General features: G+C 37.6%; 23 protein-coding genes and 1 pseudogene. 17 read left to right on the top strand and 7 right to left on the bottom strand.

Annotation, left to right across the window (positions count from 1 at the left end; translation table 11 throughout):
• Positions 1-21: 21 nt before the first annotated feature.
• Positions 22-1,599, top strand: coding sequence for a RagB/SusD family nutrient uptake outer membrane protein (locus tag BQ7394_RS01665; protein WP_075555783.1), 1,578 nt, complete (start codon positions 22-24; stop codon positions 1,597-1,599).
• 139 nt (positions 1,600-1,738) lie between these two features.
• On the opposite strand, the gene BQ7394_RS01660 is transcribed toward BQ7394_RS01665, so the two are convergent.
• From BQ7394_RS01660 to BQ7394_RS01650, 3 genes are read right to left on the bottom strand one after another with little or no spacing between them, the layout of a single operon-like run.
• Positions 1,739-2,203, bottom strand: a complete 465-nt coding sequence (locus BQ7394_RS01660; RefSeq protein ID WP_139317664.1) for a hypothetical protein — start codon at positions 2,201-2,203, stop codon at positions 1,739-1,741.
• Entirely contained in the window at positions 2,187-2,420 is a 234-nt protein-coding gene (locus BQ7394_RS01655) for a hypothetical protein (RefSeq protein WP_075555781.1), read from the bottom strand. The genes BQ7394_RS01660 and BQ7394_RS01655 overlap by 17 nt, the downstream gene beginning before the upstream one ends.
• On the bottom strand, positions 2,407-2,856 hold the full coding sequence (locus BQ7394_RS01650; protein ID WP_075555780.1) for an N-acetylmuramoyl-L-alanine amidase: 450 nt from the start codon (positions 2,854-2,856) through the stop codon (positions 2,407-2,409). Before BQ7394_RS01650 ends, BQ7394_RS01655 begins: the two co-directional genes overlap by 14 nt.
• A 237-nt stretch (positions 2,857-3,093) precedes the next feature.
• On the opposite strand from BQ7394_RS01650, the gene BQ7394_RS01645 reads away from it, so the two are divergent.
• Complete coding sequence (locus BQ7394_RS01645) at positions 3,094-4,290, top strand: ATP-binding protein (protein ID WP_075555779.1); 1,197 nt, start codon at positions 3,094-3,096, stop codon at positions 4,288-4,290.
• Between the two features lie 79 nt (positions 4,291-4,369).
• On the opposite strand, the gene BQ7394_RS01640 is transcribed toward BQ7394_RS01645, so the two are convergent.
• The 3 genes from BQ7394_RS01640 to BQ7394_RS01630 all read right to left on the bottom strand — a co-directional run bounded on the left by BQ7394_RS01640 (position 4,370) and on the right by BQ7394_RS01630 (position 5,742).
• On the bottom strand, positions 4,370-4,600 hold the full coding sequence (locus BQ7394_RS01640; RefSeq protein ID WP_075555778.1) for a DUF4248 domain-containing protein: 231 nt from the start codon (positions 4,598-4,600) through the stop codon (positions 4,370-4,372).
• Complete coding sequence (locus BQ7394_RS01635) at positions 4,593-5,057, bottom strand: DUF6633 family protein (RefSeq protein WP_235848649.1); 465 nt, start codon at positions 5,055-5,057, stop codon at positions 4,593-4,595. The genes BQ7394_RS01640 and BQ7394_RS01635 overlap by 8 nt, the downstream gene beginning before the upstream one ends.
• Before the next feature lie 61 nt (positions 5,058-5,118).
• Positions 5,119-5,742: a DUF4373 domain-containing protein gene (locus tag BQ7394_RS01630; protein ID WP_075555777.1), complete on the bottom strand. Its 624-nt coding sequence runs from the start codon at positions 5,740-5,742 to the stop codon at positions 5,119-5,121.
• A gap of 354 nt (positions 5,743-6,096) precedes the next feature.
• Between BQ7394_RS01630 and BQ7394_RS01625 the strand changes: the two genes are divergently transcribed.
• The 14 genes and pseudogenes from BQ7394_RS01625 to BQ7394_RS01565 all read left to right on the top strand — a co-directional run bounded on the left by BQ7394_RS01625 (position 6,097) and on the right by BQ7394_RS01565 (position 23,521).
• A complete protein-coding gene (locus BQ7394_RS01625; RefSeq protein WP_075555776.1) occupies positions 6,097-7,860 on the top strand; it encodes a tetratricopeptide repeat protein in 1,764 nt (587 codons plus the stop codon).
• 107 nt (positions 7,861-7,967) lie between these two features.
• Complete coding sequence (locus BQ7394_RS01620; RefSeq protein WP_075555775.1) at positions 7,968-8,315, top strand: DUF3244 domain-containing protein; 348 nt, start codon at positions 7,968-7,970, stop codon at positions 8,313-8,315.
• A 50-nt stretch (positions 8,316-8,365) separates the two neighbouring features.
• Complete coding sequence (locus tag BQ7394_RS01615) at positions 8,366-10,318, top strand: transglutaminase-like domain-containing protein (protein WP_075555774.1); 1,953 nt, start codon at positions 8,366-8,368, stop codon at positions 10,316-10,318.
• Positions 10,309-11,493 (top strand): radical SAM/SPASM domain-containing protein, encoded by a 1,185-nt coding sequence (locus tag BQ7394_RS01610; RefSeq protein WP_075555773.1) that lies wholly within the window; start codon positions 10,309-10,311, stop codon positions 11,491-11,493. Before BQ7394_RS01615 ends, BQ7394_RS01610 begins: the two co-directional genes overlap by 10 nt.
• Before the next feature lie 18 nt (positions 11,494-11,511).
• On the top strand, positions 11,512-11,727 hold the full coding sequence (locus BQ7394_RS25925; protein WP_075555772.1) for a hypothetical protein: 216 nt from the start codon (positions 11,512-11,514) through the stop codon (positions 11,725-11,727).
• A gap of 187 nt (positions 11,728-11,914) precedes the next feature.
• Positions 11,915-14,206 carry a TonB-dependent receptor gene (locus BQ7394_RS01600; RefSeq protein WP_075555771.1) on the top strand — a complete coding sequence of 764 codons (2,292 nt, stop codon included), beginning with the start codon at positions 11,915-11,917 and terminating at the stop codon, positions 14,204-14,206.
• A 1-nt stretch (position 14,207) separates the two neighbouring features.
• Complete coding sequence (locus BQ7394_RS01595) at positions 14,208-15,395, top strand: zinc metalloprotease (protein ID WP_075555770.1); 1,188 nt, start codon at positions 14,208-14,210, stop codon at positions 15,393-15,395.
• Positions 15,382-16,353 (top strand): annotated as a pseudogene (locus BQ7394_RS26595) (O-antigen ligase family protein); the annotation flags it as partial. The gene BQ7394_RS01595 and the pseudogene BQ7394_RS26595, both read left to right, overlap by 14 nt.
• Positions 16,354-16,530: 177 nt before the next feature.
• Complete coding sequence (locus BQ7394_RS26155) at positions 16,531-17,466, top strand: tetratricopeptide repeat protein (protein WP_235848648.1); 936 nt, start codon at positions 16,531-16,533, stop codon at positions 17,464-17,466.
• Between the two features lie 137 nt (positions 17,467-17,603).
• Positions 17,604-18,614 (top strand): hypothetical protein, encoded by a 1,011-nt coding sequence (locus BQ7394_RS01585; protein WP_075555768.1) that lies wholly within the window; start codon positions 17,604-17,606, stop codon positions 18,612-18,614.
• Positions 18,615-18,904: 290 nt separating this feature from the next.
• Positions 18,905-20,233: an ATP-binding protein gene (locus BQ7394_RS01580; RefSeq protein ID WP_075556827.1), complete on the top strand. Its 1,329-nt coding sequence runs from the start codon at positions 18,905-18,907 to the stop codon at positions 20,231-20,233.
• Positions 20,234-20,383: 150 nt separating this feature from the next.
• Positions 20,384-20,827: an HU family DNA-binding protein gene (locus BQ7394_RS01575; protein ID WP_075555767.1), complete on the top strand. Its 444-nt coding sequence runs from the start codon at positions 20,384-20,386 to the stop codon at positions 20,825-20,827.
• Between the two features lie 150 nt (positions 20,828-20,977).
• Complete coding sequence (locus BQ7394_RS01570) at positions 20,978-22,147, top strand: ATP-binding protein (protein ID WP_075555766.1); 1,170 nt, start codon at positions 20,978-20,980, stop codon at positions 22,145-22,147.
• Between the two features lie 318 nt (positions 22,148-22,465).
• Positions 22,466-23,521 carry a 6-bladed beta-propeller gene (locus BQ7394_RS01565; protein ID WP_075555765.1) on the top strand — a complete coding sequence of 352 codons (1,056 nt, stop codon included), beginning with the start codon at positions 22,466-22,468 and terminating at the stop codon, positions 23,519-23,521.
• Between the two features lie 222 nt (positions 23,522-23,743).
• On the opposite strand, the gene BQ7394_RS01560 is transcribed toward BQ7394_RS01565, so the two are convergent.
• Complete coding sequence (locus BQ7394_RS01560; RefSeq protein WP_161951771.1) at positions 23,744-24,841, bottom strand: winged helix-turn-helix domain-containing protein; 1,098 nt, start codon at positions 24,839-24,841, stop codon at positions 23,744-23,746.
• A gap of 155 nt (positions 24,842-24,996) precedes the next feature.
• Between BQ7394_RS01560 and BQ7394_RS01555 the strand changes: the two genes are divergently transcribed.
• Positions 24,997-25,218 (top strand): NVEALA domain-containing protein, encoded by a 222-nt coding sequence (locus BQ7394_RS01555; RefSeq protein ID WP_075555763.1) that lies wholly within the window; start codon positions 24,997-24,999, stop codon positions 25,216-25,218.
• Positions 25,219-25,220: the final 2 nt, after the last annotated feature.

The following is a 25,220-nucleotide window of genomic DNA, read 5'->3' as shown; positions in this document are numbered from 1 at the left end:
TTACTAATTAAGCACATTCTTATGAAAAAGAAATCATTGATAATATCACTCGCCGGAGCAACCCTTCTCTTTTGCTCTATGCCCTCGTGTATGGACCTGGGCGAGACTGTTTACGACAAAGTACAAGCCGGCCAGTTCGGCAAGAACGAAGCGGAGATAGCATCCATAGTCGGACCGGTTTACAGAAGCTTAAACCAGTATGTCCCCTACAATTTCATGGCTTTGTCCGAATGCAGCGGCGATATGGCCATTGTCCCGACACGCAAAGGAGGCGACTGGTACGATGGCGGACAATACCGCGAATTGCATATGCACTCCTGGACAGCCAACACCAACCAGATAAAGAATTGCTGGAGTATGGCTACCAAATCCATCTCTACCTGCAACCTGGTTTACAGTATCGTTGAAAGCAACACCTTCATCAGCGACGAGCTGAAACAAAGAACATTGGCCGAGATCAGAGGCGTACGTGCCGTCTGGTTCTACATTATGATGGATAACTGGGGAAACATTCCTCTTACCACCGATTTCAAAGACACCAGCCTTCCCAGCGTGACACCGCGCAAAGAGGTATATAATTTTATCCTGAAAGAGCTTACTGAGATCAAAGATGTCTTACGGAAGGACGTCAGTACGGCTTCTTACGGAAAATTCACAAAAGGTGCCGCCTACGCATTACTGGCAAAAATGTATCTGAATGCCGAAGCATGGGGTGTCGATGTTCCACGTTGGCAGGAAGCTGCGGATGCTTGCGATGAAGTGATGAAACTCGGCTATACCCTCGAATCGGACTGGAAAGCCAATTTCGTAAGCAACAACGAGTCGTCTATGGAAACGATTTTCCCCATTTGCTTCAGTGCAAACGATCAGGATATAAACAACACAGACTACCGTAACCGACTGTTTGCCTGGACCCTGCACTACAAGGACAATCTGGTTCTCGGACTGAAAGTGACAGGTGACAACGGCGTCTGCGGACAGCCGGATTATGTAAAACTGTTCGACGATGCCGACATACGTAAAAAAGGCTCTTTCCTGTTGGGTGAAATGATCGACCCGGCTACCGGAAAAGTAATCATTACAGCTCACGACCGTCCATTGATCCACACGGAAGACGTTACGATCATCCCAGGAACGGAACGTGACGGTACAGCCTGGGGGGATGTGAACCAGGAAGATGGCGGCCGTGCCATCAAATGGCCTTTCGACAAATCGACTGTAGACGGCGTAGAGAACGACTTCGCCTTGTTCCGCCTGGCCGATATCTATCTGATGAAAGCCGAATGCCTGGTACGTATGGGTATAGACAACGGAGAAGCGACCCGCCTGGTGAATGAGATCCGCCAAAGAGGGTTCGAGAATTCGGAGCACAATTATGCATCTGTCACACTCGATGAAATTGCCCTGGAACGTAAGCTCGAACTTGCCTGGGAATGCTACTCCCGTCAGGACTGCATCCGCTTCGGCACTTTCCAGAATGCCCGTTTCCTGAAACCGGATACAAAAGGTGAAGATTACAGAAACCTGTTTCCCATCCCGCAGGATGCCTGGCAAACCAATCAAAACCTGAAACAGAATCCGGGGTATCCGGCATTCTAAGAAAACACAGACAACGCGGAACACGTGAAAACCCATGTGTTCCGCTATAAAGAAGTTATCTGACACACGATTTTTCGAGGTAATTTTGCCGTTATCGGCAAATTATATTTATGAAATAGATCAGTTATAACGAATAAAACTATTTTCTACGATTATAGATCCTCAATACTACCCCACCGACAACAAATAACCCTACTATCCCCCACCAACAGCCTCTTCTGTTGAGAGTAGGAAGAGCCATTGCCTGCTCCCTGGCATGAAGCAGACGGGAATGGTCACTAGTCAAGCGCCTCTGTACGCTACAAGTATCTTTTTGTGTCAGAGCATAACGGTTTCCGACCACAGCCGTCCGGACACTGGAAATATGCTGCTGGCCGTTACTGTCAGGAACGGACAAGGTTATTTCTTCCCAGGAGATATGTGTTTCACCATCCAACTTCCACAGCCGTCCCATCTGTATGCTATCGATTCGTTCGACCGACAAAGAATCTCTTTCCGTGAACCTCCGCTCCGACTCTGTTTTTTTCCGTACTCCACAACCGTATAAAAACAGACAAACGCTCAATAAACCAACTGGCAACGCGATATTATTCCTGTTTCTCATCTTTTCCGTACTTATATTTATAACTATAATCCACCCCGAACAACGCCCCGGAAAAAGTAGAAACCTCCCCGAAACCCACCAGTACCGAATTATGGATCTCCCCGGTCGGGCTACACCAGAACCCCATGAACAATAAAACAACTCCTGCCAACGACAACAATACGGCGATCAACAACTGACAGTTGACCATCGCCCCAAATTTCCTATAACCTGCCATACTCTTCCTCCGCATTAAAACAAGGGCACTCCTTCAACCACTCGTCCGGTGTGATCTTTCCATCGCCGTTCCTGTCAGGGGACAAGTCACGGTGTCCGCAAATCCTGCAGCCCGGATGTCTGACAAGCAACAATAACAACAAAACTCGGATCGACTCTTTCTGTTCTTTTGTACGCGTATCTTTCGGCCGTCCTCCGGCATCCAATCCCCCTTCATAGCAAATCCCCAGACTAAAACGGTTAAAACCCTTCACATGTGCCGGAATCTGCTCCGGTGGACGCATCGAAACGATCTCTCCCGAACGACGGATATAATAATTATAACCGGCAGAAAGGAATCCGCGTGCCTTGTGGTCACGCTCCAATTGTTCAGGCGTATACTCCATATCTTCCCGGGTAGCCGAACAATGCAAAACAATCAGATTAATTTTTCTCATGATACCTGTTTTTTTAGTTTATACTTTATGTAAAGCCAAAAGTATCAAGAGTAATAAAAACAAATAGGAGATCAATCGGGATAGCTAGGAATAAGGAGGAGAACAAAGAGCCGAAGCCTATATTTTGTCAATCATATTTGACAAAATCGTTCCTTCCAGGGAACGATTTAACATCAAAAGTGTTCCACAGACGGAACACTTTTGGTATATTTGCCATATTATTAAATAAAACAGGTTATGGAAAATATACTTTATCAGATCTATTTACGTCTACTGGATGCAACAGATAGTCGTTTTTTTCGATATCTCTATAATGAAATAAATTGGGAAAACCGTTTGATCGGTATAACCGGTAGTCGTGGCACTGGTAAAACGACCATGTTATTGCAACATATTAAAACCACATTCAAAGATAGGTCCAAAGCTCTCTATGTGAGCTTAGACAACATTTGGTTCACAAAAAACAGTTTAATAGAATTAGTAAATCAATTTTATACATTTGGTGGAACTCATTTATTTGTAGACGAGGTACATCGCTATCCAAACTGGTCTATCGAAATAAAAAACATATATGACAGTTACCCGGATTTACACATAGTCTTTACCGGATCATCCATATTAGAAATATATAAATCCAACGCGGATTTATCAAGACGTGCAATAAGTTATCACTTATATGGGCTTTCATTCAGGGAATATTTAGCTATGGAAACGAACACAGATTATCCCAGATTGACGCTGGAAGATATAATATGTAATCACATGAACATTGCTGCAGAGATCACTAATAAAATAAAAGTTCTTCCGGAATTCAAAAAATACCTTGAATACGGTTACTACCCTTTTTACAAAGAAGGAATAGAATCATATTCTTTACGTCTGCAAAATATAGTAAACATCATACTCGACAATGACCTGCCTTCGGTAGAAAAAATAGAATACAACACTATTCTGAAAATCAAGAAGATGCTAATGATAATATCCTCATTGGTTCCTTTTTCCCCAAACTTAACTTCTTTAAGTACCGAAATTGAAACCAACAGGGCATCTGCTATTAAATATCTCGGTTATTTGCAAAAAGCAGGCCTCATTAAATTATTGGCTCCAGCCGGTAAAGGTATGAACCTGATGAATAAGCCGGAGAAAATATATCTGGATAACACAAATCTGATTCATTCATTGGCAGCTTCCAGTATAAATGAAGGAAATCTTAGGGAAACATTTTTTGCTAACCAATGTTCAGCTAATCACAAGCTAACGGCTAGTAAACAAGGTGACTTTATGATTGACGAGAAATATATCTTTGAAGTTGGCGGGAAAGGAAAAAACTATAAGCAAATTCAAAATCTGAAAAATAGCTTTATTGCTATGGACAACATTGAAACGGGGTTCGGTCATAAAATCCCATTATGGATGTTTGGATTCACTTATTAGAGGTTTACGAAAATGCAGGAAAGAAAAGAGAACAAAGGTCAAACCCGAGCTGGCCAATCGCGGGGACTTCGTTACTTATTTACCGGATTTTCCAGGTTTCCGGTTCACCCAAATGATCGATCAGTATCGACACCTGGCGGGGTGTATACATACGCTGTCCTTTCTTATATCCTGCCTTCAGCAGGTCGGCCAGCAACTCTTCATCCCGTCGGATCCATTGCGACAACTGCGAAGAAGCCGATTTGGGTAAAATATTCGGGAAATATAACAGAGCCAGTTCCATATGGCCCCACGATCTGTTCTTATCCATGATTTTCCGGTTTTTGTTTCTTTTCTTTGAGCAATAAATATTCCTGATACGTGATACCGCCGGACGTCTTTTCTTCCGGTTTATCCTCCTTCATCCGTGCCGCCAGGAAACGCTTTGTTTCCGTGCGACGTTCTTCCATAAACTGCACCAGTGCACTGGTAATAAACAGCGCATCCACCATCCCATAAAAACGACCGTAACGTCCGCACTTCAAACGATGGAAAAAGAGTAACAGTTCCGTCACCTTCAGATACGGATATTCAGCCATCATCAACCGCGATAACTCTCTCTGCCGGGCTACCGGCATCTTCTCCTTTACACCGGCAAACAGATTGATGTTCTCCAGCTGGATACAGTTCCATACAATAGCCGTCTGCTCCCCGTACCCCAGGCAGACCGTTTCGAGCGAAGGAGCCGTCCCGAAATAGGCCCGCTCGGCATAACGCGCAGTGGCCACCTACATATCAGGGTTAAACGTATTCAGGAATTTTTCCGCATTCCCGTAACGCGTATGCATATCAGCAACCTCCTGTTGCTTCTTTTGCCATACGGATAAGTTCTTCCCGTCGGGCAGACTCTCCGTTATCTTTTGAAAATTGAGCTTCATTTGATTTTCCATGTTGTGTTGTTGTTTTCATTTTATTTTCATTTCCATTTGCAGGGGTTATTGCAGCAGAAACCAGGGTTTCTGTTACAATTACCGGAGTTTCTGTTACATTATCGGCTGTTTTTGCCGCAGGAATACCTCCATACACCGAGTCGTCGGGAATTTCCAGATCCGGATCTATTCCAGCCATATTTCTTTTGCTGATCTCCCGGAAACGGCGTTGGATACCGGCCGACGATAATACCTGCCTGCATTCCAACAGTTCGCAGTCGAACAAGCGGATCGCCACACAGTAGAGTACAATCTCTTTCACCACCGCCTCTTCCAAGCCAAGCGTAAAAGCGATATCGAAACAAAAATCATTGCTGTAAGGAATGTAATACCCTCTCTCCCCGTATATTTCACAGAGAATGGTCAGATACGTACAGACGCCCTTACATCCGTACCGATGGGACAGTCGTTGTATTTTCCGGTCGGACAACATATCCGTATCCAACGGGAAATACCCCAGTCCCTTTTTTAATGGACGCGCCATAACTATACATTTTAAATTGTTAGATACCTGAAGCACCAACGGTTAACAAATCCGGTGCGAAAGAAAGGAGAAGAAGCTTCACAGGTTAACACATGGCGTTATAAAAGCAGCAAAGGTTGAACTCCAAACTTTCGTTTAAAATTCAACCTTTAGACTCTTTCCCACAAAGATAGGACTTTTGACAAAATGCCAACATTAAAGAGTTATTATAAACAGTTTAATATGTTAAAAAACATTACCCGGTCAGGTAATTTCATTTTCCCGGTATAGAAACTCGATTTGGGTGGTATAGTAGTTACATTTTGATAATTCGATAAACGAAAAATATATATTTTCTCCTATCTTTGTAACCGGATGAAATTACTTAAACCCATATTATTATTCGCCGGACTAATCATGCTTTTTTCCTGTCGGACAGACAGGCCCTATCCGGAAGCGATGCTAAAGGCTAAACGTTGTATCGAACAATACCCAGATAGTGCGCTTACTTATCTGTCTTCGCTCGACTCCGTCATACAGCACGAACCGGAAGAAACACGGATGTATTATGGATTGCTTACAACAAAAGCCAAGGATAAAAAATATATCCCACACAAATCCGATTCACTGATGAAAGAAGTGGTTCGCTTTTATGAATCCTATGGTGATACGGATAAACTAATGGAAGCCTATTATTATTTAGGCTCCGTTTATCGGGATATGAAGGATGCGCCACGAGCGATAGCTATTTTTCAGCAAGCAGCGGATGTTGGGGAGAATAGCCAGAGGTATGAGGTTTTAGGGCGGATTTATGAACAGATGGGAACTTTATTTGCTTATCAGTCGTTGTATGAAGATGCTTTGAAGGCTTACAAAATAGCTTATGTTTGTAGGCTAAAGCAAAAAAAAGAAAATCCTAATCTTATCTATGCATTACGAAATTTGGGGCGAATGCATGGATCGTTAAACCAACCTGATAGTGCAGAATATTACTACCAGGCCGCTTATAGTAAAGCCACTGAATTAAAGGATCAAAAATTGATTAATTCGATATCATCAGAGTTAGGTAATGTTTACCTCGAATTAGGAAAGCTGGACTCGGCTAAAAAAGTTTTCTCAAAAATTCCGAAGTTAAAAGATGATGCCATATATCTAAAAGGGTTAGGTTCTATTTTTCTGTTAACATCACAACTTGATTCTGCACAATTTTATTTCAAAAAAGCATTGCAAGATAATAGAAAAGCACAGAATATTTATTTGCAAAGTTATGTCAATAATACATTAGCAAAAATAGAAGCACAAAAAAGAAATTTCAATTCAGCTTTCGATTATGCACAACAATGTCTTAAACTTGAAGATTCTATAAAAAAAATTACCCGGACAGAAGCAATAGGAAAAATACATGCCCTTTATAATTATCGGCATACAGAAAAAGAGAATCAACAACTATTATTAAAAAACGAACAGAAAGAAAAACAAAACTATCTACTAATTATCTGTTTGCTGATATTTATAGGTTCAGCTGCTTTTTATACGAACTATACAAGAACACAAAAAAGAATCGCTTTGGAGCAACAAAAAAGATTACTTCAACTAAAAGATGAACAATATAAGAATAGCCAAGCCTATATCCTTGATAATAAAAAGAGGATTAAGGAATTAGGCATTCTATTACAACAAGTAGAAGGAGAAAAGGACACATTAAAAAAACAACTAATCCGATCACAAAAAGAATTACTGGAAGTATCGAATCAAAAAATCCAAATGGGGCTAAATGAAAAGGATCTATTAAAGTTATCCCTTAACAAATCGGACATATATCAATTATTCCATCAGGCAATCCACCAAGAAGATAAATCCAAATCTATAACAGAAGAGAGTTGGAAAGAATTACGACAAATCATTGATGCGACTTATAATAATTTTACAGAAAAGCTGTATGCCTTATATCCACAAATAACGGAACACGAACTCCATATTTGTTACCTGATCAAAATACAGATACCCGTCAAAGGTATAGCAAAAATCCTTCTTCTTAGCTTACCAGCTATTAGCAACTCACGTACCCGACTATACAAAAAGATACATGGGAAAGAGGGAAAAGCGGAAATGCTAGATAAATTCATCCTTGATTTATAAGCCTTAAACCCTTGTGAACTATTTGTGAAGTATTTGTGAACTCAGTTTTATCCATTCAATAGACCATTAATTCTACATTTGCATTCGTAAACAAAAACAAATGCAAAATGGATAGGAAAAAATTCATAACTACTTTATTTTTCGCAACAATTTCGATTGTTCTTTTTTCTGTAAATGCTAAAGCTGATAAAGAGAATTGGTACCCAGAAGATGGTCGTTCCATTTCCATCTTTTTATCCATAGAAAAGAACGACCTCCATATTTATTCCGATAAACAATGGGATAATATAGGTATTCAAATGATCGATCCGGATGGTCAAACAATCTATATCGATGTAATAACCATTCCATCCGAAGAAGAATTGACAATTCCTTTATCGTATCTGCCGGAAGGTAATTATCAGGTTATACTGACAAAAGACAACCAACCTGTAACCTGGTATTTAACGAAATAATATTACTCGTTTAGATTTCAACTTTTCAAGACTCTATTTATTTAAAAGAAATGAATGTTCATAATATCATCGGTTATGTAGGAATAAGCTTTCTACTATTGGGAAGTTGTCGGATGCCGACACCAACTCCAGGCGTAGAGGAAGCACTATCAAAAGCAGGCAGTAACCGAGATGAATTGTTTCAGGTGATCCGACATTATCAGAATGGAGAGGACTCATTAAAACTGAAAGCAGCTCTTTTCCTTATTGAGAATATGACGGATAAATTCTATTATACCGGAAAAGCAATCGACGAATATTATGCATTTATCGACTCTGTATATCAGATCCAACAGGAAGAATATGATATTCCAACAATTTATGATGAGTTCAGGAGAAAAAACAAGTATTCGGAAGAAAAGCCTACTATCAATCAGGATGTACGAACCCTATCTGCAAACTATCTGATTAGGAATATTGAAGAAGCATTTGCTATTTGGAATCGACCGTGGAACCAGCATTTAAATTTTGAGGAGTTCTGTGAGTTCATTTTGCCTTATCGCGTAGGAATAGAAATACCAGAAACTTGGAGACAACTATATAAGGAACGCTTCGAAGATATTTTGCAATCAGATACTATTCAAACAGCAAAACAAGCTTGTGTTGCTATCAATAATGAACTAATAAAACTGCCGATTCATATTGCAACGACATCCGTTTTAGCAATTAACTTACGTCCGAGTACATTAGCAAACATCAAATTCGGACTATGTGGAGATTATGCTAATTTAGCAATTTTTGCAATGCGAGCCTTAGGAATACCAGTAGCAATAGAAATTATTCCGCATTGGGGACGTGGGAATAACTCCCATGCATTTAATGTCGTATATGACAACAATCATACATTCCATGATTTTTCGGGCGCAGAACAAAATCCAGACAAACATTTGATTCGCTTTAAGAACGAAATTCCCAAAGTATATAGAAAAACTTTTGGTAAACATAAAAATTCGTTGGCAATGCTTCATGGAAACGAAGATATCCCAGCATTTTTCAAAAACGCTTATATGACAGATGTAACAGAAAATTATCCATTCATCGAATCGAAAGATATAAGCATTCCGTTACCGGAAAAAACAAACCGTAAATTTGCCTATCTATGTGTATTCGATCCAAATGGATGGACACCTGTTGGGTGGGGTAATATAAAAAAAGATAAAATACAGTTTCAAGCAGTTGGACCCAACATTGTTTATCATGCTGCACTGTATGCTAACGAGAAGTTAGAATTAGTAGGTAACCCATTCTTGGTTGATACTTTAGGGGATATATCCTATTACACACCACAAATAGAAAAAATAAATTATGTACTCGAACGAAAAAAAGCAGAGCCCAATTATTTGGCTTACCTCCCACCTTTAATGAATGGTTGTCAGTTTCAAGGGGCAGACAACCAAGAATTTAAAAATCCCGTTACATTATATACTATTACCAGAAATCCGAATTTCAAATATACTACTGTTGCATCTGAAAGTTCAAAAGCGGTGAAATACGTACGTTATCTGTCCTCAGACAAAACATGGGGAAATATGGCTGAAGTCGAATTTTATTCTGCAAATTCAGAAAACCCATTAAAAGGAAAAGTTATTGGAAATTATGAACCTAGTATTTATTATCCGCGGTATGGAGCAGAAATGTTATTCGACAATGACCCATTGACATTCTTCCATTCAAATGACACACTTAGCTGGGGTGGATTGGAGTTGAAAGAAGCAAATGTTATTTCAAAAATACGTTTTATTATTCGCAATGACGACAATGGCATTCGCAAAGGGCATGAATATGAACTTTTTTATATGAACAAAGGAAATTGGGACTCATTAGGAAAATTAACAGCAACAGAAGATGATAAGCTACTTTATAAACAAATACCGACAGGAGCTTTATATTGGCTTCGTGATTATACCAAAGGAAAGGAAGAAAGAATATTCGAAATAAAGAACAATACAGTTATTTGGCATTAAAAAGAGGATATTTAACAACAAAAACACAAGAAGAAGAACATGCTTATGTTGCAAGAATAGCAAAAGCATTACACAGAGAATGCGATATTTTATATACAACATTTACATGGGTGGTAACCTACAATTGTAATTTTCGCTGTCCTTATTGCTTTGAGGGTAGAGACAAAAAAGATGGAAAAAATCAACTCGCTTTCACTAAGGAACAAGTAAACATTGCTTATGATGTTCAAGACAAAATCCAACCTCACAAAAAACTACGAAAGAATGTAATAACTCTTTATGGAGGAGAGCCTTTGCTAGCTGAAAATAAAGCAGTTGTAAACTACATTGTAGAAGAAGGACGTAAACGGGGCTATACATTTGTAGCCGTGACTAACGGATATGAAATAGACCATTTCTTGAATTTACTAGCACCAGATAGTATTTACAAACTCCAAATAACAATAGATGGTCCTAAAAGAATTCATGATTCACGAAGGATACATCACAAAGATCATGATACTTTTGACAAAATTGTAGAAAATGTAAAATTAGCCTTAGATAAAGAGGTGAAAGTAGTTGTTAGAATGAATTCTGACGATCGGAATATAGAACAATATACTGAACTAAAAAACTATTTTTCAGAAAAAGGATTTTACAGTTATTCTAAATTCGAATTCTATTCAGCCATATTAAAAGATAATAATTCCGTATCCCCTTTAGAGCATAAAAATCTCAGTTTTTTATCAGCGCAATCATTTTTTGATAAACAAAGACAACAAGAAGAAAAAGATCAAGATAGAGATTCTGATATGTATCAAAATATTTATAATGCACTATCGAAAAAGACTCCTATCACTTTTAGATCGATAAGTTGTGCCGCTCAAGCAAATGGGTGTGTACTTGATCCTTTGGGGAATATTTATCCATGCTGGGAGGTTATTGGAAAGAAAAAGTATCTTAAAGGTACCTATTCCTCAGAAGGAGTTACATGGAATCACGAAGTGTTAAATCAATGGAAAAACACAGACATTGGTCAGAAAAAACCATGTAACCATTGTAAATACGCGCTTTTATGTGGTGGCGGATGCCCTTATCATAATATGTTGGGAGAGAATATTCAATGTGCTATTTTTCGAAAAAAATTCAGCATAGAAGTCAATAGGGCTTATGCTAAATTTAAAATAAATATTTAATCATTTAATTTTCAAATCATGAAAAAAGAGGATTTAGAAAAAAAAGAACTTGTTTCTCTAAATTCAGAATTAACTGAGTTTAGCTTGCAAGAATTGGAACAGCGTTTAGAAACTGATCCGTTGGCTGTAGGAGGTTTATTGGATATGGCTTCTTCGGGAGATATGTCATTAACAAACCTTAGTTCATCTGAATGTATTCATTGTGAGGCTGGTATGGACTGTAATATACATTAATATGTTTAGTGTATAAAGATGTAACATTAACAAAACACCTCATAAATATGACCACACAAATCTTTTTTTGATTCTGAAGATTTTGTTTCTATTTATGAGGTGAATCTTTTTGATGCAACTTTTACTATGAAGCATTCGTTTCTAAAAATAGAGCAATCCATATAAATACATAATAGAATCTCATCTCATGAAAAAGCTATTTTTATTAACATTCATATTTTGTTTTTTCGCCCCCCTAATACAAGCCCAAAATATCTTGAAAGGAATCATTCAAGATGAATTTAATAAAGGAGTTTCTTCTGTGACTATAAGAATTCTTACAATGGATTCAGCATTTGTTAATGGAGCGACAACAGACGATAAGGGTTTGTTCTTATTTAATAACATAGAAAAAGGAAAGTATATTCTAGCTATTAGTTGCATCGGTTATATCAATAAATATTTGAATTTTGAGATGGTAGAAAAAGTTCAAACATTGCCACTGATTATTTTAAAAGCAGACAATATCTTATTAGATGCGGTTGAGATTAAGGGTAATTCCTCTATCTACAAAAAAGATCACCTGCTTGTCATACCAGAGAAAATACAAATAAAGCATGCCTATTCTGGATATGATCTATTGTATAATCTTATGATACCAGGCATTACCGTCAATCGTCGCGAAGGAACAGTATCTACTTCACAAGGGGCAGCAACCATTTATATAAACGGAGTGAGAGCAGACTTTCGGGAAGTTCAAAATTTACGCCCAAAAGACATTGAAAAAGTAGAATATTATGATAAGCCTACGGGTAAATATCTAGGAGATAAGGCTTCTATAAACTATATAACCAAAGAATACAGAACTGGAGGGTATATATCTTTGGATGGAGAACAAAATATAGGCTATCTGGCCGGAAAGTATGATATAGGAACTAAAATAGCACATAATAATACCAACTATACTTTTTTCAGTGGTTACAATATGAAAAAATATGATGGAATAGCTCAAGATAAAAAAGAGGAAATCTTTTTTCCTGATTATACAATAAAACGAAATCGAACCAATAATAATGCAAATTTTAGTAACAATCAACAATATGCCCAATTCAAAATAAGTAACAATACCAAAAAACGGAACTTATTCGGGTTCATTTCTTTCGTTCGTAACATAACACCGGACAATGACAGAAATGAAAGCGTCTGTTATTCTGGGTATAAAGATCAAAACATACAGTCATATGAAAAAATAGACCAACAGAGCTTGAAGCCTGCTATAAGCTTGGACGGGGTCTTCCATCCAAAGGAAAATCAGCGAATACATGTTTTACTGAACAGTTCATATACTCAGAATACTTATAGCAGAGATTATACAGAGGGCAAACAACTGTCTATTACAAATGTAAATGAAAACTTATATTCATTCAGTGCAATTGGTATCTACAACATTCAACTAAAACATAATAATTCGTTTGGAGGTAATATTCAACATCACCATAACATTACCTCTTCCTCATATAGTGGAGATTATACTTCATGGCAACATTTGTGGCAGGGAGAAACTCTCCTTTTTCTGAATTATTCACAGGATATCGGCAAAAATTTTACATTCACATTCTCTCCTGGAGGCTCTCTACTAAAGTATAAGTTACATGGAGATGAACTCCATCGTTTCCATACGTTCAGGACTAACTCATGGATTCGTTATCGTATCAATCCAAGACATCAAATAGTTGTCGCTTTCGCAATGGGAAACGACCAAGTAGAACTTAGCCATCTAAACACGATGGATCAAACTATTGACTTTCTTCAGATCAAGAGAGGAAATCCCAATTTAGATAATACGAAGTTATATGAATATTTATTAACTTATAATGCTCAAATAAAACCAGTGAACTTACAGTTCAATTTGGGGTATTTCATTTATTCCAATAATATCTGCTCTGATTTTTATATTGAAAGTAATAAATTGGTTACCAGTTATCGCTCTAATTCCTCTTTTCACAAATTAAAAGCTGAATTACTGGCATCTTACCGAATTTCTGAGAACCTACGTGCAAACATTAATTTAATATACAAATACATGAATATTCCAGGAGAATCAAAATTTAGGGAGAATAATTTTATATTTTCAACAGATATAAATTACTTTCTGAAATCATTCACAATCAATGTATATGCAAAAACACCAGAAAGAATTTTAAATAATACAACTCTTGCTTTTATAAAATCTCCTGGAATTTATGGACTTTCGATTCGTTACAATCAAAATAACTGGATGGCAGAAATAGGTACAGAAAACCCGTTTACAAAACATATTTATTACCGGGAATATGGTAACTATGGAGTATATAAATATAATCAAATGCAAACTAGCCGTATTTATCAACAAACAGGATATGTGAAAATTGCTTATACTTTTGATTTTGGGAAGAAAATATCTCGTGAATCTAATAATATGGATAAAAATATTAATAGTGCCATTTTAAAAGTAAAATAATATGAACGACTATAGTAACATTATTATTCATCCTCTTGCATCTTCTACGAAAAACAAGCATTATTTATTATCCTATAATGGACAATATTATGAAGCAAACTTTCCCATTGTGGAATTAGTAAAAGAATTACAGGAAAAACAGTCAGAAGAGGAAGCTATCACTTCTTATATCAACCGAAAAAAGGGGAAATATACTCAAGAACAAGTGGAGCGGATTATCAGCAAGTTTATCAAGCCTGTTTTTGCTGCCCCCAAAAAGAAACTCACTTTTCTCTACGAAAAGGAATTGTTCAGTCCAGCGTCTATCGACAAATTCTCAGACACATTCAGTTTTTTATTCAACAAAGTATATATGGCAATAGTTCTAATAATCACCGCGGTACTAGATGTCTACTTTTTTTTGACAACCAACGACCTGTTGCTATTCAATAACAAAGTAAATATATATATGGTAGTAGGATTATTCATATTTATGCTCACCTCTTCCTTTTTCCATGAATTGGGGCATGCTTCTGCTTGTAAATACTTTGGTATACACCATGGTTGCATTGGATTTGGACTATACCTGAACTTCCCAGTCCTATATACCGAAGTGACCGAAGTATGGAAACTCGATCGAAGACAACGTTGCATAGTAAATATTGCAGGTGTATACTTCCAGTGCTATTGGCTGATTCTTATGCTGATAGTTTTTTTGTTGACAAATAATGATATTTTACGCTATCTTATCTTGATTATGAATCTCGGTTTCTTGATGACACTGAATCCTTTTTTCAAGTTCGACGGTTATTGGATTGCTTCAGATTTATTGGGAGTTCCTAACCTGCGTTCTCGTTCGAAAGAACTATTAAGATATTGGTATAGCTATTTACACAAATTGCCAATACATAAAGTCCCTTATCTATTACAAATGCGTTCTACTGAGAAATATGGTTTATTGGTATACTCCATTGTAGTAAATCTATTCATGGGATTCTATTTCTTCTATATAATTCCCAAATTCCTATACCGATTTGTTAGTAGCTTCCCCGATGAGATAAACGAGTTGATCCTCTACTTGTCCAATAACATAACACCACCATTTGTTCTTCTGAGAAATATTGGTACACAAATGCTCTTTCTAGGATTACTAGGTTTTTTATTATGGAAAGTTATCAATCCACTGATAAAGAAACATGTCAAAAAATAAGTCTATTTTTCCAGATAAGAAATTTACTGGCGTAGCGATTTTACTTGTAGCAGTAATAACAACTCTCTTGTTTCAGATAGAGGACAGCTATCAGCTTTGCTTATTATTACTTTTGGGTAGTGTGTTGATAATACATCCGCTTCCTTTACGGCAATGGACAGTAATAGATCTATACATCTGTCTAATAACAGTCTATGATATTATAACCTGCTTATATGCACATTGTCTAGTTCCGGCTATCCATGGCACACTTTTATCTATGCTTTGTTGTACAACCTATTTCGTATCACGAAAACTCTTTACATCGAAGCATGCGACACGAATTGTTTTGCAAAGTAGCTATTTACCTATTGGTATCTCCCTTATCCTTTCGCTATGTTCTTTTTTTTTGTTTCGACAATCCATTTTAGGAGTTGGTTTTCAGGACATATATCACTTCCGCTTTCTCTTTCACCCATTAGGTTACATTACTAATATATGGGTAGAAGTATTACTTGTAATGTTAAGCTGGATGTGCATTGCGCATCGTTATTCGGGATGGTTTATTTTCCTGATAGTCATTGCAATACTTTTTTCTTTCTCTCGAGGTGCCTATATTGCATTAGCCGTTTATATTATAAGTTGGTTGTTACTTGTAAAACCCAAACACGAAAAATGGTTTTTGCTTGTAATCTGTATTACAGCTATCATTTTAACAGGCATTTTCTTTCCTAACGAAATGAGAACTACTGTACTAATGAATCATACCACATCACAACAACGGAGTACAGAAGGACGTATTACCGCAACACAAGCTAGTTGGGATATTTTTCAGAAACAGCCACTACTCGGATACGGAAACAGAAACTATATTTTTGCTGTTGATCGAGCACTTAACCAGGATAGTACGTATTCAAAGACTTCAATTTCGCCTAATATTATCATACAGCTATTGATAGAAAAAGGTATCATTGGTAGCTTATTTTATTTACTATTAGCTCTAGCTATCTGTCGAAAAATTATAAAACATCAAGAACAACCCGAAAATTATAAAATAGGTTGCCTTTTCCTAGCATTAACCGCTAAAGAAATGACACAGGCTACGTTATTCCATACTCCTTTTGCATTGCTTATGATATACATATTACTAGCTTTTTTGCAAAAAAAAGAACTCACTTTAGATGAAAGGGACAGTAAACAATATACCTCTACCTATGTAATCCCCTGCATTATAACATTCTGTTATCTAAATTGGCTTATATTTAACCTTATACAAAATCAGGATAAATCATACCAGCAACAAAGCATAATAGCCTGGAAAAAAGGGCAGTTCACAGAGGCTATCCGCCTGATGGAACAGACAAAGGAACTAACGCCCAACCTGATCAACCGTGGACTACTGTATATGCAATATTACCATAAAACAGCAAATCCCCAATATCAACAAGTGGCAGAAGAGGTCTTGCAGAAAGCCCGGCTGCAACAACCGGAAGACATACAAATCCGTTATCTGCAAGCACGTCTCTACATAGATAATAAAGCATCGGGGAAAGCCCGGCAGATAATAGAAGAACTGGCTACTGATTATCCTAAAAACTCACTCTACCTCTCTGCCTTGTCGAATATCTTGTACCAACAAGGAGAGAAAGAGGCCGCTTTGCAGCCATTGGTAAATGCCATCCGTTATACCCCCCGCCTATTGACCGGCAAACGAATTCGCCTTTTGAGACAAAATGATCCGGTATTTTATAACACCTTACAGCAACATTTATCAGCCTTAACACCGTCTCCGGAAGACAGCCCTACTGATTATGCGCGTTTGGGTTATATCGCCTGGTGGTGCGGTAACCAATCTGTGGCTGAAAAGTATCTTCGGAAAGCAGTAGAAGACCTCCCTAACCTTGCTACTCCCTGGCACCTGCTGGGCGATGACAATAAATACCGCCTATTGCTATACGGAGCTTTCCAAAAGGATCTGTTATCTACCGAACTGCCGGAAGAAAAAGAGATGAGCGACGAACGCCTGTTCAACATGTTCTATCAACCCAAGTTCAGAAACTGGTATGGGATAGATTTGTATAACTGTAATTAATATAATATCAAGAGATAATTTCACCGAAAACAACCGATTTTCCGGGGATCAGTACCTATACATCCATATATTTCACTATATTTGTTTATAACAAATTCAAATATTGTTGAATTAAATGTCACAGGATCATAGACAGAATGAGGTATTTCATTTTTTTCATACTGTTGAATATTCCCTACCTTTTCGCTTCGTCGGCCGAACTACGAAGCGAAAAGATTTTATTATCCACTGACAAAACACAATATAATCCGGGAGATACAATCTGTTTGTCGGGTATACTACTCGAAGCAAATACATTGCAACAATCCCTTTACAGCAATTATGCCTATGTGGAACTACTCGGCAGGAATGATTCCGTGTTAACCAGACAGAAGCTAGTCTGTGACTCTGCTCGTTTCACAAGCCGGATACCTCTGGATCCGGATATATCCCCGAACGACTATTATATTCGGGCATATACCAGATTAATGTGCAATTACTCGCCTACCGCTTTCACGACCCTTGTCATACCTGTGGGCTGTAAGGTCGTAATCCGTTCTTCCGGCAATAAGACAGAACAAGTTCACTTCTACCCGGAAGGAGGACACCTCACGACCGGTGCATTACAGAATGTAGCCTTTGAGATCGTCGACCAAAAAGGATTTCCTGTTGAGACAACCGTAGCATTATGCCGTAACTCGGGCGACACAGTGTATTCTGCCTTACAGACAGATAAGCATGGAATCGGACGCTTTTCTTTCATCCCTGAAAAATCGTCACACTATTTCATACAAGTTGGAGATCAGTCATATCCTTGTCCGCCAGCAAGTAGTAAACCTGCTTTGCAACTGAATCTGAACAACGCACAGCTGCATTATAATATTCTATTCACACCGGAAAACCAGACAGCCTACCAGTTCATACTTTTTCATGGGGGAGAAATTTGCCTGCAACAAACCGTCACCCACCAAAACAAAGAAGGTCTCATTAAGCTCTCACATCACCATCAGGGACTGATAACCGGAATATTACTGGATGAACAGCACCAAATAGTATCGGAAACGCTTTGTTACTTTAATAAACCAGATACTTCAAATCATTTTTCAGCTACCGAAAAAGCGATCTTGCTAAATACCGATTTATCCCGTCCTCTTCCGGGGCTATTCTGATCCGGACAAAGACATATAAGAAAAAGAAGATCGAATCTCAAGGGATTATCTACACGCCTTTAGGATTATCGAATAAACAGATCAGTCCCAAGCTAAAACCTGGGACTTGTTTATAAAAAACACCTGTTTGCTTTGTATATGATACGATTAATGCCAGCCAAATTATACAGCGGTAAAACTTACGGCTGTATAATTTGATTACGCAAGAAAAAGTCCTATCTTTACAAAATTATACGACGGTAAAACTTACAGCCGTATAATTTCAGGAAAATAAACTTAACTTGCTGGATATGAAGTTTTATAATCGTGAGACAGAATTAAAGTTATTAAATGAGACACAGAAGGTTGCCTTTAGCGACCACTCACAAATGACCGTATTGACAGGACGCAGACGTATCGGAAAGACCAAACTTATATTGAAAAGTTGTGAGGATACACCAACAGTCTATTTATTTGTCGGACGAAGCAATGAAGCACAACTTTGCAGCCAATTTGCCCAAATAGCCGGTAAAGAACTGGATACCTACATACCGCAGGAAATATCCTCTTTTGCCGGATTATTCGAAATGCTGATGGGGATTGGTCGAAATAGATCTTATAATCTGGTGATAGACGAATTTCAGGAATTTTTCTATATTAATCCGTCCATATACAGCCAAATGCAGGATATTTGGGACAGATACAAGGATACGACACACGTCAACCTGATTACAAGCGGATCTGTCTACACCCTCATGATTCAGATATTCCAAAATGCCAGAGAACCGTTATATGGTCGCTGTGACAGTATTATGAAGATAAAGCCGTTTACGACCACTGTATTAAAAGAAATTCTATCAGACTACAAGCCAGACTATACGCCGGAAGATCTATTGGCCCTCTACACTTTCACCGGAGGAGTACCTAAATATATCGATCTTTTCATGCAAAAAGGATGTACCGACCTTGACAGTATGATCAATTACATCGTACAACCCGACTCACCATTCCTAAATGAAGGTAAAGCACTGCTAATACAGGAATTCGGGAAGAAGTATGGTAATTATTTCGCTATTCTGTCGGATATTGCCAACGGGCGAAATACGTATCCGGAAATTGAAAAGAACATGGGGGAAACAAGCATAGCCGGGCATCTCAGGAGATTGGAAGAAGATTATGAGTTAATTGCAAAGAAACGACCAATTTTTGCTAAAGAGGGGACACAAACCATCCGTTTTGTGATAACCGACCTATTCCTGCGATTTTGGTTCCGGTACTTCATCAAATACCATTATCTCATCGAAAGTGATAATCTGGAACAGTTGGGGGAAATCATCAAAAAAGATTATCCTACTTATTCAGGATTGACGCTTGAAATGTACTTCCGCCAAAAAATGGCTGAAAGTAAACAATACAGCAATATCGGTTCATGGTGGCAGGTCAAAAAAGGACAGGAGCCATGCGAGATTGACATCGTAGGAATTCATATCGATGACAAATCTGCATTAGTTGCCGAAGTAAAACGGCAGCGTAAGAACTTTAATCCGGACGAATTCAACAAGAAGATAGAAATAATCAGAAACAAAGTGCTCTCTAAATACAAAATTGAAACAAAAATTTTCAGCATGGATGACATGTAGCCCTCTCTAACGTGCCATTCTTCCACTTAATTCCCCCTATTCCGTACTAAACAGACCTAAGTCGATTTGCAGTTTTTAGTGGGATATATCTTTGTCATGTTTTCGAGAACAAACAAAGTATTATCTATTCACATTCAAAATTAAAAGATTATGTCAGTAAAGTATCGTTTAGTAGAGAGAAACAACCTGGGTAAGGACAAAGACGAAACCCCGAAAAAATTGTATGCACAGCCACTCTATTCAGACCTGGTAAAGTTCGAGGAGTTGCTGGGAGAGATCAGCGAAGCCGGTATTCCTTCCAATCAGGTGAAAGGAGTAGCCGACCGTATGAACCACCTGTTCAGAAAACATCTGGCTGCCGGACGACGTGTACAGTTCGGTGAATTCGGAAACTTCCGTTATGGGCTAGGTTCGGCCGGAGCCGATACGGAAAAGAATTTTGATAACTCAATGATCAAAACCCCACGTATCATCTTCAGTCCGGGTTCCGCTCTGCGCCAGGCCCGCAAAGACACCAAATTCGAAAAAGCAGGAACACAGCCCTCCGTGAAAGAAGATGGTGACAACGAGGATGACAGACCGGTTATCGAATAAACAGATCAGTCCCAGGCCAAAACCTGGGACTTTTTTTATGGATAACGTTGTCGTGAGAACTTTGTTTTGCACTGTAAAAAGTGCAAATATGCACAATAATTGCACTTTTTACAGTGCAATTGACTATATTTGCAGAAATACATAAGAATCATGGATAAATTACAACAAAGTTTCGATGCAATGTTACGTTCCATACCAACCACATTTCATCGATATATGTTCGACCGTATTAATTGGAACAACCGTCTGTTAGGATTGGTCGGACCACGTGGCGTAGGGAAAACTACGTTGATGTTGCAATATGCCAAGGAGAAGCTGAACAGGAACACGACTCTATTCGTCAATGCTGACGATTTATATTTTTCTGCTCACCACCTAGTGGAATTGGCTGATGAATTTGTGAAGCGAGGAGGAACTCATCTTATTATTGACGAGATTCATAAATACAAGGATTGGGCACGCGAGTTAAAGCTGATGTATGACTATCATGCAGATCTAAAGATCTTTTTTACCGGCTCTTCCATTCTTGATATTAACAAAGGATCGGCAGATCTAAGCCGACGGGCGATAATCTATTCTATGCAGGGGCTTTCGTTTCGTGAATACCTGAATATGTTTCACCATATGGAAATTCCGGTCTATCCATTGATTGATATCATACAACATCACATTGAACTTCCTGATAAATTTCGTCCTTATACCTATTTCCAATCCTATCTGGAAGAGGGTTATTATCCATTCTCCAAAGAAGATCAGTTTCATATACGTTTACAACAAGTAATAAACAAAACGTTGGAAGTCGATATTCCACAATATTCCGAAATGAGTGTGTCGACAGCACGAAAATTAAAGCAATTGCTCACTATCATCGCCCGAAGCGTACCGTTCAAGCCCAATATGAGCAGTATTGCAACCATGTTAGGAGTAAGCCGTAATAATTTATCCGACCACTTTCTTTACCTCGAAGAAGCCGGATTAATCTCACAATTACGTGACAACACGGGGGGTATCAGAGGACTAGGCAAAGTGGACAAAGTCTATTTAGACAATACAACCCTTATGTACAACTTAGCACAAGATACTACAAATCTCGGGAATATCAGAGAAACATTTTTCCTGAATCAAATGCGCGTGGAGCAAGATGTTATTACCTCGGCTGTTTCTGACTTTCAAATAGCAGACTACACCTTCGAAGTAGGAGGAAAGAACAAAAAGCAAAAACAGTTGCAAGGAATTGAGAACGGTTTCGTTGTAAAAGACAATATAGAACAAGGCTACATGAATGTAATCCCTTTATGGCAGTTCGGACTTAATTATTAACATATTAGTCTATAAAAATCAATCATGTTTTGTCTTGTTTACTGAACAAATAATACTATTTTTGTTCAATAGACAGAACAATATGGCTTATCGAATAAACAAACCAGCGTTGTCGTGAGAACTTCTCTAGCTTATGTATCTGGCCGTTTGATATATCTCAAACAAAAGAAACACTTTTATAAAATAAAAACAACTCATTTGCTTTGTATATAAAGCAAATTTTAGCGTTATTTGCACTATATACAGTGCATGATTATGGAATAAGCAAATCACCTAATGTAGACAATCAAGCACAACCGAATAACACCATATTATCCCATGAAAATCAATCATATCACATATTTACTTCTCTTATTTATTGGTCTGGCTGTTTCATGCAGTCAGGAAAAGACAAGTAATGTTCCTGAACTAGCTATCGACCTGGACGATACAAAAGATGCGATCCTATATTCTCAATTTGCCAAGTCATTAGACTATATTGAGTTAAACACAAACGACTCATGTATAGTATCCGGTGTTCGCAATATCTTTTTAGACGATGATACGTTGATACTCCTAGACAGAAAGAAAGCCGGCATTCTGATTTTCACGTCAGAGGGTAAACTCGTCAACCAGATCAATCACTATGGGAATGCACCGGAAGAGTTTATCAGAATACATGCATTTACGATTGATCCGGTTCTTAATCGGATCCACATACTCGACACTTTCTCACAGAAAATAAACATATACAATTACAATGGAGATTTTATAGAATCGATAAAGACAACTTTATACGTTAGAGATTTTGCTATATTAAAAGACGGAATAAGATTGTGCGTTTTACCTTACTACGAAAAGAATTTACCTTATGGAATATGGACGGTCGACAGAGAAGATAACATCATCAAGAAAATAAATTTTGATATTCCGAAAGATGACAAGTTCGAATTCGTAAACTTATATACCAATTTATCGGACCAAGCCTTTTATTACTATGACAGGAACTGGGATAATCTCTCATACGTCACCAAAGACACGGCCATCGTGAAATACCAAATTAATTTAAAGCAACGACTAAAAGATGATCTCAGAAAAAAAGATCCTGAAACAATTCCATTACAGGATTTTGCAATGATGTGGGGTTTCAGTAATTCTAGCAATTTCCTACTACTAACCTATTACTATTACGTAGAAGAGAATCCCTTTAGATGGGTTTTATACGATAAAGAGACGCACGAATTAACAACATCGACTACTGTTATCAATGACATCGACCATGTACAATCATCTTCCGATCAAATATTCTATCTGAGCGATAAAGTATGGTGCCGTATACTAGACGATGAAACAAATAACTGCAATGTTCAATTACAAATTATAAATCTGAAATAAGATTATAGCAAGGGTAAACAAATCTAGCTATATATAAAAGATTCATATTTTGTTCTCATACAATTATTCATTTGGCAATTATCAAATGAATAAAGCATATATATGTTTCTTTCGTTTGATATATGTCAAACGAAAGAAACACGATTGTAGAATGAATCATTCAATGGAAGAAAATTGTTGTTTGGACGTAATCCTCTAATAATATAATTACTCATTATTGCATTATATCTGTTTAATAGTAATTTCTATATTATTTTCCCCTTTGATCTGGTACCCACTCCCTCGTATAACATCAATATTCAACCACGGGAGATCATCTTTCAAGTCTTTCCGTAAACGGATAACAACTTGTTCCAAGTGTTTTTTATCTCTACTTTCCTTATCAGACCAGAGATTTTCAAGCAAAAAATCATAAGATTGGAAATAATCTTTCCCTTGCGCCAGCAGATAAAACAAACCGAACACTTTCGGAGCAAGTGGTATTTCCTTATCTGCATAAACTAAAGTGTGTTTCTTTTCATCCAGAAAGACAACTATATTTGTTGGTCGCAAATTAAACTCTGGCTGTGCATGTATCTCTACGGATTCTGTAATAAATTCCACATCCTGCTGAACAAATTCAGCGGGTAAAGTCTGAGGTATTTCCCGGGACTGTTCATTCTCAGAAACAAATTGATTCAAATACTTTAACCTCCTCTTTTCCAATACCAATAAAACCAGAGATCCAAAAAAAATTAGGGATAATAAGATATAATAACCTTTCCCCCACAATAAACTGTCTAACCATCCTCCCTTAACATATCCCTCTAAAACTATGACATCTTGAATATCCACCTTATACGTCAATTTTAAATAATCGGGTAAAAGACATACATTATTAATACCATAAAACGTCTTTTTATCTGAATCATTATTATAAATAGACACTGTCGTTTTAAAATTAAAACCATTCTCTTTCAACTTCAATCGAAAAGTACTGTCCAGTTCTTCTATTTTTACAGGGTTCTTTAGCGACAAATAAAATTGATCAGCCAGAAAATCACCCTCATCAGCAGTTAAAACCTTAGTACTATCCTTTTCAAAATACAATGTTTGGTTTTCAGTCTCTATTTTGATACCAGATGAAACTTCAGGAGAAAATCCATGTGTCTTCTTTACACCGATTTCTCTCATCCTGTTCGCGCAGTCATCCCATAAAGTTTGTTTCCAGATTTCAGTCACTTTGGTACGTAAGTTACAGGAATACCAATACCCTACCCCTATAGCAATTACGGAAACTGCAATAATCAAATACAACCGACTTGATGAATCCAAATTCATTATCATATTTATTTTGAATACAAAAATACGAAAGAACCTCTCAAAATGAGGTGAAACGAATAAAAAAACACCTATATAGGCAAAATCTAGGTAAAATCTAGGAGTTTTTTCGAGAAAGCCTCTCTACTTTTGCTGTCACAAACATAAAAACAGATATGAAGAAGAAATTGAAATTTGTAGGATTTATAGTTTGCCTGATCGCTGGCTTTTGTTTTTGGATCAATCAAAAAAACGAATTATCAACTCTTGTATTAGAGAACATAGAGGCATTGGCTAATGGTGAACATGGAGATAGGGTTAACTGCTACGGCGATGGCTCTGTTGAATGCCTCGGAGGTTGGGCAGAAATGAAAATCGAAGGTTTTAAACTTGAATAAAC

The organism is Parabacteroides timonensis (assembly GCF_900128505.1).
GTDB classification, from domain to species: domain Bacteria; phylum Bacteroidota; class Bacteroidia; order Bacteroidales; family Tannerellaceae; genus Parabacteroides; species Parabacteroides timonensis.
This window is presented reverse-complemented; position numbering and strand designations above follow the sequence as displayed.

What these genes read in the sequence shown, in the direction of transcription:
- BQ7394_RS01595 (WP_075555770.1), top strand. Translation starts at nt 14,208, where the DNA reads ATGAACGACTATAGTAACATTATTATTCATCCTCTTGCATCTTCTACG.
- BQ7394_RS01575 (WP_075555767.1), top strand. Translation starts at nt 20,384, where the DNA reads ATGTCAGTAAAGTATCGTTTAGTAGAGAGAAACAACCTGGGTAAGGAC.
- BQ7394_RS01665 (WP_075555783.1), top strand. Translation starts at nt 22, where the DNA reads ATGAAAAAGAAATCATTGATAATATCACTCGCCGGAGCAACCCTTCTC.
- BQ7394_RS01615 (WP_075555774.1), top strand. Translation starts at nt 8,366, where the DNA reads ATGAATGTTCATAATATCATCGGTTATGTAGGAATAAGCTTTCTACTA.
- BQ7394_RS01640 (WP_075555778.1), bottom strand. Translation starts at nt 4,600, where the DNA reads ATGGATAAGAACAGATCGTGGGGCCATATGGAACTGGCTCTGTTATAT.
- BQ7394_RS01625 (WP_075555776.1), top strand. Translation starts at nt 6,097, where the DNA reads ATGAAATTACTTAAACCCATATTATTATTCGCCGGACTAATCATGCTT.
- BQ7394_RS01560 (WP_161951771.1), bottom strand. Translation starts at nt 24,841, where the DNA reads ATGAATTTGGATTCATCAAGTCGGTTGTATTTGATTATTGCAGTTTCC.
- BQ7394_RS01630 (WP_075555777.1), bottom strand. Translation starts at nt 5,742, where the DNA reads ATGGCGCGTCCATTAAAAAAGGGACTGGGGTATTTCCCGTTGGATACG.
- BQ7394_RS01585 (WP_075555768.1), top strand. Translation starts at nt 17,604, where the DNA reads ATGAGGTATTTCATTTTTTTCATACTGTTGAATATTCCCTACCTTTTC.
- BQ7394_RS25925 (WP_075555772.1), top strand. Translation starts at nt 11,512, where the DNA reads ATGAAAAAAGAGGATTTAGAAAAAAAAGAACTTGTTTCTCTAAATTCA.
- BQ7394_RS01660 (WP_139317664.1), bottom strand. Translation starts at nt 2,203, where the DNA reads ATGAGAAACAGGAATAATATCGCGTTGCCAGTTGGTTTATTGAGCGTT.
- BQ7394_RS01570 (WP_075555766.1), top strand. Translation starts at nt 20,978, where the DNA reads ATGGATAAATTACAACAAAGTTTCGATGCAATGTTACGTTCCATACCA.
- BQ7394_RS01620 (WP_075555775.1), top strand. Translation starts at nt 7,968, where the DNA reads ATGGATAGGAAAAAATTCATAACTACTTTATTTTTCGCAACAATTTCG.
- BQ7394_RS01600 (WP_075555771.1), top strand. Translation starts at nt 11,915, where the DNA reads ATGAAAAAGCTATTTTTATTAACATTCATATTTTGTTTTTTCGCCCCC.
- BQ7394_RS01565 (WP_075555765.1), top strand. Translation starts at nt 22,466, where the DNA reads ATGAAAATCAATCATATCACATATTTACTTCTCTTATTTATTGGTCTG.
- BQ7394_RS01645 (WP_075555779.1), top strand. Translation starts at nt 3,094, where the DNA reads ATGGAAAATATACTTTATCAGATCTATTTACGTCTACTGGATGCAACA.
- BQ7394_RS01580 (WP_075556827.1), top strand. Translation starts at nt 18,905, where the DNA reads ATGAAGTTTTATAATCGTGAGACAGAATTAAAGTTATTAAATGAGACA.
- BQ7394_RS01555 (WP_075555763.1), top strand. Translation starts at nt 24,997, where the DNA reads ATGAAGAAGAAATTGAAATTTGTAGGATTTATAGTTTGCCTGATCGCT.
- BQ7394_RS01650 (WP_075555780.1), bottom strand. Translation starts at nt 2,856, where the DNA reads ATGAGAAAAATTAATCTGATTGTTTTGCATTGTTCGGCTACCCGGGAA.
- BQ7394_RS01655 (WP_075555781.1), bottom strand. Translation starts at nt 2,420, where the DNA reads ATGGCAGGTTATAGGAAATTTGGGGCGATGGTCAACTGTCAGTTGTTG.